General features: G+C 37.7%; 14 protein-coding genes and 1 pseudogene. 6 read left to right on the top strand and 9 right to left on the bottom strand.

The features are described from left to right. The coding region (locus C7R93_RS27925) for an ATP-binding protein (RefSeq protein ID WP_208637858.1) at nucleotides 1-189 on the top strand (189 nt) is incomplete at its 5' end. On the opposite strand, the gene C7R93_RS30865 is transcribed toward C7R93_RS27925, so the two are convergent. From C7R93_RS30865 to C7R93_RS27905, 6 genes and pseudogenes are all read right to left on the bottom strand, one after another. Then, on the bottom strand, nucleotides 131-664 hold the full coding sequence (locus C7R93_RS30865; protein WP_244191680.1) for a hypothetical protein: 534 nt from the start codon (nucleotides 662-664) through the stop codon (nucleotides 131-133). The two genes, C7R93_RS27925 and C7R93_RS30865, sit on opposite strands and share 59 nt — an antisense overlap. A 60-nt stretch (nucleotides 665-724) precedes the next feature. Beyond that, a pseudogene (locus tag C7R93_RS30860) lies at nucleotides 725-883 on the bottom strand (recombinase family protein); the annotation flags it as partial. A 16-nt stretch (nucleotides 884-899) separates the two neighbouring features. After that, on the bottom strand, nucleotides 900-1,769 hold the full coding sequence (locus tag C7R93_RS30855) for a recombinase family protein (RefSeq protein WP_244191679.1): 870 nt from the start codon (nucleotides 1,767-1,769) through the stop codon (nucleotides 900-902). An 85-nt stretch (nucleotides 1,770-1,854) separates the two neighbouring features. After that, complete coding sequence (locus C7R93_RS27915; RefSeq protein ID WP_106841846.1) at nucleotides 1,855-2,391, bottom strand: hypothetical protein; 537 nt, start codon at nucleotides 2,389-2,391, stop codon at nucleotides 1,855-1,857. 1 nt (nucleotide 2,392) lies between these two features. After that, nucleotides 2,393-3,286: a DUF4747 family protein gene (locus C7R93_RS27910; RefSeq protein ID WP_106841845.1), complete on the bottom strand. Its 894-nt coding sequence runs from the start codon at nucleotides 3,284-3,286 to the stop codon at nucleotides 2,393-2,395. A 233-nt stretch (nucleotides 3,287-3,519) separates the two neighbouring features. Beyond that, nucleotides 3,520-4,011 carry an ImmA/IrrE family metallo-endopeptidase gene (locus C7R93_RS27905; RefSeq protein WP_106841844.1) on the bottom strand — a complete coding sequence of 164 codons (492 nt, stop codon included), beginning with the start codon at nucleotides 4,009-4,011 and terminating at the stop codon, nucleotides 3,520-3,522. Nucleotides 4,012-4,271: 260 nt separating this feature from the next. On the opposite strand from C7R93_RS27905, the gene C7R93_RS27900 reads away from it, so the two are divergent. From C7R93_RS27900 to C7R93_RS27890, 3 genes are all read left to right on the top strand, one after another. Then, nucleotides 4,272-5,531 carry a hypothetical protein gene (locus C7R93_RS27900; RefSeq protein WP_106841843.1) on the top strand — a complete coding sequence of 420 codons (1,260 nt, stop codon included), beginning with the start codon at nucleotides 4,272-4,274 and terminating at the stop codon, nucleotides 5,529-5,531. 367 nt (nucleotides 5,532-5,898) lie between these two features. After that, nucleotides 5,899-6,357 (top strand): PIN domain-containing protein, encoded by a 459-nt coding sequence (locus C7R93_RS27895; protein ID WP_106841842.1) that lies wholly within the window; start codon nucleotides 5,899-5,901, stop codon nucleotides 6,355-6,357. An 82-nt stretch (nucleotides 6,358-6,439) separates the two neighbouring features. After that, nucleotides 6,440-6,958, top strand: coding sequence for a hypothetical protein (locus C7R93_RS27890; protein ID WP_106841841.1), 519 nt, complete (start codon nucleotides 6,440-6,442; stop codon nucleotides 6,956-6,958). 173 nt (nucleotides 6,959-7,131) lie between these two features. Here C7R93_RS27890 and C7R93_RS27885 read toward each other — a convergent pair whose 3' ends face one another. After that, a complete protein-coding gene (locus tag C7R93_RS27885; protein ID WP_106841840.1) occupies nucleotides 7,132-7,371 on the bottom strand; it encodes a DUF7660 family protein in 240 nt (79 codons plus the stop codon). 325 nt (nucleotides 7,372-7,696) lie between these two features. Here C7R93_RS27885 and C7R93_RS30850 point away from each other — a divergent pair, with 325 nt between their 5' ends. Beyond that, nucleotides 7,697-8,509: a barstar family protein gene (locus C7R93_RS30850; protein WP_244191678.1), complete on the top strand. Its 813-nt coding sequence runs from the start codon at nucleotides 7,697-7,699 to the stop codon at nucleotides 8,507-8,509. A 69-nt stretch (nucleotides 8,510-8,578) separates the two neighbouring features. On the opposite strand, the gene C7R93_RS31200 is transcribed toward C7R93_RS30850, so the two are convergent. Next, a complete protein-coding gene (locus C7R93_RS31200; RefSeq protein WP_425266745.1) occupies nucleotides 8,579-8,719 on the bottom strand; it encodes a DUF7660 family protein in 141 nt (46 codons plus the stop codon). A 224-nt stretch (nucleotides 8,720-8,943) separates the two neighbouring features. Next, the gene (locus tag C7R93_RS31195; protein ID WP_425266744.1) at nucleotides 8,944-9,075 is read right to left on the bottom strand and encodes a DUF6979 family protein; all 132 of its coding nucleotides are present in this window, start codon (nucleotides 9,073-9,075) and stop codon (nucleotides 8,944-8,946) included. Between the two features lie 256 nt (nucleotides 9,076-9,331). Here C7R93_RS31195 and C7R93_RS27875 point away from each other — a divergent pair. Next, nucleotides 9,332-9,954, top strand: a 623-nt coding sequence (locus tag C7R93_RS27875) for a magnesium chelatase domain-containing protein (RefSeq protein WP_279629462.1), incomplete at its 3' end; no start/stop codon positions are given.

Raw genomic sequence — 9,954 nt, 5'->3', positions numbered from 1 at the left:
GAGTGCAGCTTGTCTCACGGAGGGATACTCTTCCTGGATGAGATGCCCGAGTTTTCAAGGCATGTATTAGAGGTACTACGCCAGCCGCTGGAATCAGGAGTTGTCACGATTGGGCGATCTAAGCAGGTTTTTACCTTCCCTGCTCGGATTCTGTTAATCGGTTCGTGCAATCCTTGTCCGTGTAGATAATATCCTTGGCAAAACAATACTGAACGGTGACTGAAGCACGAGGACGTTTTGAACCTTCGCTAGGTGTTGTATGTACCTGAATGCACTGGACCAAAGCCTTCACAATTTCACGTCTCGTTTCGAATGAGGGATTATCATCAAGTTTGTCTCGTAGTGATGTGAGTAATTGAAAAGCATTCATTACCTTAGTAGAATAATCGCGGTCAACTTGCAGCGAGGTCCGTATTTCTTTTATGCGTTGCTCGAGGATCTCTTTCTCTTGATTGATTTTTTGGATCTGTTTTTCTAAATCGGTAAAAGTAATGATGCTTTTACAGAAGAGGTCTAGGATGCTCTGACGTTCTATATCTTTATCATCTATGCTCTTCTGAATAAGTGCTATTTCGGATTCCAAATCGACCTTCTTAGCCTGCTTTACTTCTCTAGCTTCAGCAATCTCCTGAAGGGCTTCCCCTGGCTGATTAATAAAGGCCAAGCAATCTCTCCACACAAGGTCCTCAATCCAATCTTGCGGCAAATTCTTCGAAGTACATTTCCCGTGCATCGGGCCCTTATAAGCTTGCTTACCTGTGCAAGTGTAGTACCCTTTTAGCGCTCGTTTACTTCCAGGATAATGAATCCCCACATAAGTTAATCCGTAGCACTGACATTTTAGTAAGCTACGTAGTAAATATTGATTCTTGATGTTACGCATAGCTTCAATTTGGTTATTACGAAGGACTTTCTGAGGCTTTCTCCCATGCGTCTACATCAACGATGGCTGGAACTTCGCGTTCAATTACATCGCGTTTCCGTGTACTCCGTTTTCCGTAGAAATGTACTCCCTTGTAAGAGGTATTTGTAATAATGCCACGTACTCTTGAAGGGCGCCAGATACCCGCAGTATTCTCTTTTCGTTTCCCACGAGTAACTTTCCGATCATCCTTGGCGTAAGCAGTTGGGACACCTAGTGCATTCAGGTAGTCTGATACTTTAATGCAGGAATGGCCTTGATTAGCTAGCATGTGAAAGATCAGCCTGACAACACCTGCCTCTGTCATGTCGGAGTGGGGGAGTAGGTCTTCACAAATCTCTAGATAGCCCTCACTGTCTACTCGGTACCCATAGGGAACAATACCTCCAAGCCATTTGCCAGACCGTGCAGCGCGGTTTGCACCGTACCACAGACGTTCCAGGATAGTCTCACGTTCTAGGTCAGCTACGCCTGCCAGAATGGTTAGAAGAAAGCGACCAGATGGGTCTCCAGTATCGAAAGGCTCCGTCATGGAACGGATTTTTACACCGTCAGTTTCTAGCTCGTGAACGGAATTAAGGATGATTCTGGCCGATCGTCCAAGCCGGTCTAAGCGATAGATTAGAAGGAGATCAATAACTCCATTCTTAGCATCTTGCAAGAGTTCTCGGCCAGCTGCACGAGATTCTAGTGGTATTGTTCCAGTAACGCCGTCATCCTTGTACCACTTAACGATTTCTAATTGATGGAGATCCGCATACTTACGAGCAAATTCAAGTTTGTTTTCGATCGTACCACGCTCTGCTTGATCGTCTGAACTGACACGTGCATATACTGCTAATCTCATATAAAACCTCCTTTTATTTCGGAACGTACGTTCTATTTTGGGTGAAATAAAAATACACACCATATCAGATTAAGAAGATGTGTATTTACTTACTTTTAATTTGTGCTCTTTGCAAAGCTAAGCGAATTACCAAGCCTGTGAGACTTACTGTATAAAAGGTAGCGTATAGAAACAAAAATAGCTCCAAGCTAATGGCAAAGGGAATAAAGCAAACTTGTTTGAGAGAAATGAAGATTATAAGTAACAACCCCACAAATATATTGACACACCATAAGGCAACTGCGTACCAAAAAGGGAATAAATACTTATGGAGTAGTTGCCTCTCTAGCATAGCCGGTAAAAGCGAATGATGGAACAACGTAATGGTTAGTGTCAAAGCAGCAATTACAATACCGAATATGGCTGCTGATGCACCTAGCAGAGTACCTGATAATTGGGAGGCAAGCGTAACAAAATCGCTGCCCGGAGAATTGTTTCTAATTATAAAAATTATGAGACCTGCTGATAGTATGAATGCCCAATATAGAGACCAGGACAAAAATTCTTTAATGCCAACAATTTTTAGTAACCCCCAAAATGTAGTTGATTCAAACGTAATTTTAGTATGATTATTATTAGTCATATTAATCTTGGCCTCCTTTAACTTTGTTTTTTACTTCTCCAATAAAAGTATATAACTTTGAGAGCACGCCGTTAAGTGTTAACTCACTTACTCGTATTCTACGAACTTCGTTACTTGAAGAAAACTTTCTGGGTTTAGTGTCTGTAATCATTTTCCCACGCTTCCCAGGGCGAGTAAATTTATCAAAACCACTTACTCTAATCTCCCCATAACCTTTTTCCACTAGTGTAATGCCATTTTCAACTGTACGGGTAAATTCAGTTGTTGTCCCTGTGCTATGTCCAATTACCTTTATCCCATCTTTATTTGTCATGGAAATATCAAGCTCTTTAAGATTAGCATCATCGATTAGATCATTGTAAATATTGAATTCCTCTTTCCCTGGATTGGGGTGAATAAGATTAAATTTTAGAGAAGTAACAATTTGTATTGATCTTATTTCATCCCTAATTTTATGAGGGATAGGAATAGGAAGGACTCTTACCTCACCAACATACATATCAGAACTTAATAATGTCGTAAATAAGTAACGAAAATCAGCAGCTGAAATTTCAGCGTTGCTTTCATGGGCCAATATTTCGAGTACAGGATCATATACAAAAAAGGCGGTTTTGGCTAATTCATGTTCTGTTTGCTGTTCTTGTGTGACCGATCCAATCTTATACTTTTGTTTCATATGTCGAGATTTAGTCACATTACCAATAATTAGTTGCTTATCTTGGTAAGGTATTTGCTTAGTGTCAGTAAATGACCAATTCCAAGATTTGAGACGAACTGATCTGTTAGGATTTAATATGACTCGGGGAATATGTACCTCAATTAGTTCTCGCAAATTAGGACTCAAAATATTACCGTGAATATTGACTTTAGCTGCGTAGAAAATTCTACTTCTCATAGTACCCTCCTATAGTGTCCAGCTGATGCTGAGATGATTAATAATAGACAAATATTTCATTGGTAGGGGCTATCGAATTATTTAACTAAAGTAAATATTACCTATTTTGTCCTGAAAATGCTGTCGCTTTTTGTCGGGTGCAGTCAATATTAAGTGAAAAAATGAAAAAATTTGGTTAATTTATGAAAAAGCAAATATTGATTAGAAGTTCAAGATTGTCGTCGTATCATTCCCTAAGAGATATTGAGCAGATTGTTTAAAATGAGCCTGCCTTTGATCCTTTCTAATCTCTCTTGACATAGCTCTGGCGTAACTTTAAATTGCTCTGATAATACATCAATGATTTCCATTTGCCTAAAATCGTATCTTGTCAGCATATGGAGTGGCAGTGCCGCATACCTCGTGAAATTCCTTGCATCCCATTCCTGCAGCTCACGAAATGCTATTGGCATTATTAGCTGGCGTCCGGAATGACGGAGGATATGACACAGCTCATGATAAAAATGCTCCCTTTGCATAAGTGAAGAGAGCCTTTTGTCAATCGTTATACTTTTGAAGCGGCCGAATTCATATGCCATTGATGGGATCTCTTTGTAAAAGAGATGGATGCCTAATGATCTAGCTATACGCTGTTCATCTAGTTCTTCAGGTGCGTATATTCCTAGCTGTTTATAAAATTGACTTATCCAGATTTCGAGTGGGGTAGAAGAATAGGACAATTTCAATAAACAACCTCATAGGAACGTTTGTTCGTATTTCATAATCCTACCATTTTTATCACCTTTATACTAGTGACAATTCAATGTATTGAATACGACTTAATTAGGAGAATATGTCGTTTCGTGTCGGATAAACCCGATCGAATGTAGTAGGTAAATAGGACCATTTGTCGAAATGTATAAATTCACTCTTATTTACCAAGGGGCTGACATTCAGATCACCCTGAGTGGGTAACAAATCATCAAATATTAAGGAGCAAGAAAGTATGCAGACAGAAGAATTATTGTATTTTTTATCTAAAGCCAATAGTCCATACGAAGTTGGAATGGCATGGAGTATGATGGGACCAATTGAAGATAAATCAAGGGCTATTATCACGCTTGAAAACTATAGTAATAGTTTTCTTCCGGATACTTTTATTAAAGTTCTTTACTCAGAAGATAATGATTTTATATCGTACCTTCAATCAGAAAACATCTTCTTTATTGATAACGATATTTTGAAAAAGATGATCAGTTTAGATAAGTGCGATATTCCAATTGATTATTCAGTTATGTTTGATACCAATTATGCTAGTTATATTCATCAGTTTGTAAATAATAATACAAATAATTTTAAAAACGAAATCTTTAAATCTATTGATTTATTACTTCGTGAAAATTTCCAATACGATTATTACTTTTATTTAGTAGAGAATTCAAAGGCTTTAGATTTAGAACTTCACTATGATATGGATTATTTCAAAAATATGCACCGTAATATCTATGAAAATTTAGTAAGTCTAGAATTGTTTAAGAGTGCTGATGAAAAGCTATACAGAGAGAAAGGAAAAGTAAAATATACACGTTCCCCTAATGAAGCCAGACAAAAAGTCGAAGAGCTTATTGGAAAACTGTTTTGTACTCAAGAAGGGAAGGATCATCTGAAGCAATTAAGATTTTTGCAAAAGCAATTAACCTTATTTTTAATTGGTGTTTTTCAAATTCATTTTTCAAGTAACAGGAGTCCTCAAAAGAAAATGAAGGAACTTTTCGATTTTATGAACGAAAAAGTAGGAGTCTACTATGAAAGAGAGGCGATGGTAGCCTACAAATACTTCAAGGAAAAAGGGGGCGTTAGAATATTTAGGAAAATAAATAAGGATACTGCGCCGCTAAGGATTCATGAATTAATTGATAACATTGCATGGGATTTTACTGCACCACGTATCATGGAATTTTTTATGAGGTTTGGAGGAGTAAGTAAGTTTTTTATTCCATTCTTCTTATCTCATGATATTGGTTTAAAGGAAATTTTAAAATTATACAGTGTAAAAGGGGTAATTATCAATGAGACTTCTGATTTCATTCCTTTTCCCTCAGTAATTACAAGGGAATATTTGGAGAACGATAAATGTACAATTGACTTCGATTATTATTTTTCAAACGAGAATAAAATTAAGAGAAAGGAAAGATTGGATTTAAACAGAAAAATGATTGATCAAATAATAATAGAAGAATTGAATAGATTAATTAGATTGATGTGAGTACCGACATATAAGGTGAAAACTACAGTTTAGTATAAGGCGGAGTAACATAGAAAAAAGAGTATTAGAAGATAGAACAAAGCCACATTTTTAAAAATTTATCCTATGAGTCAATAAATACCGAGAGATAAACACGGCAAACCCATGATTCCAAAGGATGAGGGTAATTTTTATGTTTCAATTTATTAAAACTCAATTAGGAATATAAGTTAGCATACATTGGAATAAGTAGGTCAATTAGACTATCATTAGTATTTATTTTGTTGTAAAATACTGCTAGATATTGTCAAGTGAGAGGGAACTCAGAAGAAGCGCTGGATTTCAAGATGACATATACGAAGAGTGACATAATTGGGGTGAGGAAAAAATGAGCAAACTGATAACGAGAAATGTTTTTATCGATACATGTATATTTCATGGTAAAGTCTATGGATTTGATCATTATGTATTCAATAAAATTGCCGACTTGGCTTCGAATGATTACATATCTGTTTTTTTAACTAAGATCACTTATCTCGAGATTTTATCTAAAATTGAAGAGGAAATTGAAAAAGCAAGACCTTTATTGAACGATTTTCGAAAAGAGGTTAAAATCTTACAGAATATCCCTCAATATCAAGCCGTTTATAATAAAAAGTTTACTGATTCTGTATTTGAAACAATGAAACGTCAGTTTTCCAATTTTCTTGAGAAAGCCCAGGTGTCAATATTACCGATTGAAGATGTTGATAGCAAAGAGATAATCGCGAGATATTTTGAACGAAAAGCACCGTTTTCTAAGAAAAAAAGACTGAATTCCCCGATGCCTTTACATTGGCAGCATTAGAATCGTGGTGTAAAAAAATCAACAAGAAATGTATATTATAAGCTCAGATAAAGATCACAAGAACTACTGTGAAGAGAGCGACGTGCTACACCACTTAATCAGTGTAGAACAATTTTTAGATTTCTTTACACAATCTGATGAGTTTCGTTACGATTTTATTGTACAGTTGTTTGAAAATAATCAAGAAATAATTGAAGAAGAACTAAAGGAAGAATTTATTGACCATGGATTTTTATTTAGCAATATTGATGAAGAGATTGAACACTTGGAAGTTTGGGGAATTGATTTTGAGGAGGAACCAAAGGTAATTGAGATTGAAGATCGGTTTGCAGTTTTAACCAGTGAAGTGAGATTTACGTTTGAAGCAGAAGTCTCTGTTCTTGACCCAGACGTTTCGATTTACGATTCGGAAGACAGAATGTATATTCACCAAGAATATGTATGCAAAAAATTTGAATATGATGTATTAATACCTGTTAAAGTAACGTTAGAATTTAACCTCGATGATAAGTCTGAAATTACTATTCAAAATGTATCAATTAACGAAGGGAGACCAATTTACATCGACCTTGGTTATGAGGATTTGTACGATGAATATTGATCCAGCTTCAAACAGTATGCATTTTTTTGTGCCTAGCTTCTTTTGAATAGAAGTTAATTAATAGTCGCATTACTTTCATTGATAAAATAATTTGAAAACAAGACACGATATTTTTTAACGTGTCTTGTTATATTTCCTCGAAGATACCTCAAATACCTCACTTTCTCCAAATGCTACTCATAAATCTTCCCCATGTACAATATAGCAGCGAGTGACTTCCACTCGGGTTGATCAGCTAGATACCCCATATCTGTTGTATCTTCCATCCAGGATTCCATTGCCTCCAGAAAGGCAGCCAGCGATAGGTTTTCCCATTCCTCAGGGTTCACTTGAAGGTCGTGGCGTAATGCCTTTATAAATTCAATGAGTTCATCTTTTGAATCAACATTCTCGCATTTCTCAAAAAGGTCCATATTAAGATATTCCCCTCCTTTGTAACAGTAAACACACGCATTGTCTAGCTCATCTCGTTGTGATTTCTGATTCCCCTGCTGGCATGAATCCTTAGCTACCGTACATGCTCAAAGCATTTGTAATTGACAGTAGGGGGAATCTCTCTGTCATGAAAAATCTCAACTTCGATTCCAAAGCTAGGAGAGTAGATCCGCTAATTACCACCGACTGCAGTGATGCTATCAAAAGTGGGGAAGATTCTTTATAGGTCCGTTTGCGCACTACTCCTGACTTTTCCAGCATGTTACTATGATACTAACTATCTGGAACTTGGTGGTGAAGAAAATGGAAATTGGGTTTGAAGCCAAAGTATACCACATTGGATTATCTATAGGGTTCTTTTCTAAAGATCATATAAACGTGTGGGCAGATAAAGTAATTGATCTTTTAGAGGTAACAGATATACCTGATATGGTGTTTGACCTTTCAATGGTAAAAAAAGAGGAGGACATTCCTCGCTTACTTATCGAGCTTTGCACTAATTCAGAAGAGGAAAAAGCATTAAAAACAATAGTTGGAATGATTAACCTCAGTTACAAAAACAAACACTATACTCTTTATGAGACATGTGAAATTCTCTATAGGTTATCAAATTACGTTGATTCTGATCATGAATGGAATGGATATCTGTATGCGATCACGGGAAACCTTGAGCTTGCCCTGGATGGATATGGGGATGTAGATACTTCAACGGAAGAAATAGAAGAGTTTTTACTTGAACACGAGAAATATTCCGAATTGTTCGATCTGAGTTCACTTCCAAATCAACCACTAATTAAAGAGTTTAAGCCGAGGAAGGAGCATATACTTTTTGATGTTTCTCGTGTAGTGGCTCCAGCAGATCTTCATATGATCTTGAAACGTCAACTTGATTTCCCTGATATGTACGGTATGAATTGGAATGCATTTTGGGACGCAATCACCGGTATGGTAAAGCTACCCATGAAAATAACTATAACTGGATGGGAAGTATTGGAGGAACGTCTTCCGAAAGAAGCAGATTCTTTAAAAGAACTTCTTAAGGACTATTCATTACGTTATACCAACGATATTTTCACAGTAGAGTATGAACAAAAAAACGAGACATCTTCTAATTGAGGATGTCTCGTTGTCATTTCTGTTGCTCCGCAAGATAGCTTAAGTACCTCCCACATGCTCCCAAAAATACTACTCATAAATCTTCCCCATGTACAATATGGCAGCGAGTGATTTCCACTCGGGTTGATCAGGAATATACCCCGTATCTATTGTATCTTCCATCCAGGATTCCATTGTCTCTAAAAAGCAGCGAGCGAGAGTATCTCCCATTCCTCAGGGTTCACTTGAAGGTCGATTCTTAATGCCTTTATAAATTGAATAAGCTCATCTTTGGAATCAACATTGTTGCATTTATCAAAAAGGCCCATACTAAAGATTTGTCCTCCCTTGTAAAGATGCGGATCGTTTAGATAGTATCATAGTCTCACTCTATTTCCTACGCGGCAACAACATGGCTCAAGGGTATACTTGAAATGTTCTAAATCAGTTTGGGGCTACTTCAGAAGCATGTCATTGTTCCAAAGGGAGATCACAACATCCGTCTGACTGTTATGACTCTTTGGTATATTGATTGCCTTCCATAAGATTGATGGACTTTGTGAGAGGGAAGGGTCCCTCACTAACAATTCAGCCGCCTACAGCGCATAGGTTTTATTATCCAGTGACTTTGTGTAATTACTATTCCACGTACAAAGCCTTCCTCGCAAAGCCCCAAAGTGAGCCACCGAGGGGGAGTCTGAAAGAAGAGCACAGTTTACAACAAAAAATGAAGCGTAGAATAAAAAATCTTGACAAATTTGTATAAATATTTTAGCAAAAGCTCCAATTTACTTGCCCACCCCCTCTATCTTTTCCTACCCTATAACCAGAGGGGGAGAGGACATGTACGCATGCAGTTATTCAGGCACTGTGCTTGGCATTGATGGAATGGTAGTCACTGTAGAAACAGACATAGCCAATGGGTTGCCTCAATTCGATTTGGTCGGACTGGGCGGTTCAGCAGTAAAAGAAGCGAGAGATCGTGTTCGTGCTGCTTTACGCAACGCAGGCTACGACTACCCAATGCAGCGAATCACTGTCAACCTTGCACCAGCAGACCAGCGCAAGGAAGGCTCAGGCTTCGACCTTGCTATTGCCTTTGGAATTTTACTCGCCTCGAAGCAAATGCACCCTAGACCGGAAAGAATCCTCGTACTAGGAGAGTTGGCATTAGACGGTTCTCTTCGTCCTGTAACGGGTGTACTTCCCATCCTGCTAGAGGCCAAACATGCAGGATTTACCCACGTGATCCTCCCCGAACAAAATGCAGCGGAAGCACGGCTAGTCGACATTACCGTATTGCCTGCGAGTAATCTGGAAGAGGCTGTGAACTACTGGAAAGAAGGTCTTCATAGTAAAACCTCAGACTTATCTTTTCACGAAACACAAACAGGCAAGATAAATGTCAACCAGCTGCCTCCTGACTTTGCTAATGTTTACGGACAGCACTTTGTAAAACGTGGCTT

The sequence above is a fragment of the Brevibacillus fortis genome, from assembly GCF_003013395.1.
GTDB lineage: Bacteria > Bacillota > Bacilli > Brevibacillales > Brevibacillaceae > Brevibacillus > Brevibacillus fortis.
Note: the sequence above shows the minus strand (reverse complement) of the source record. Positions and strands in the feature narration are given on the sequence as shown.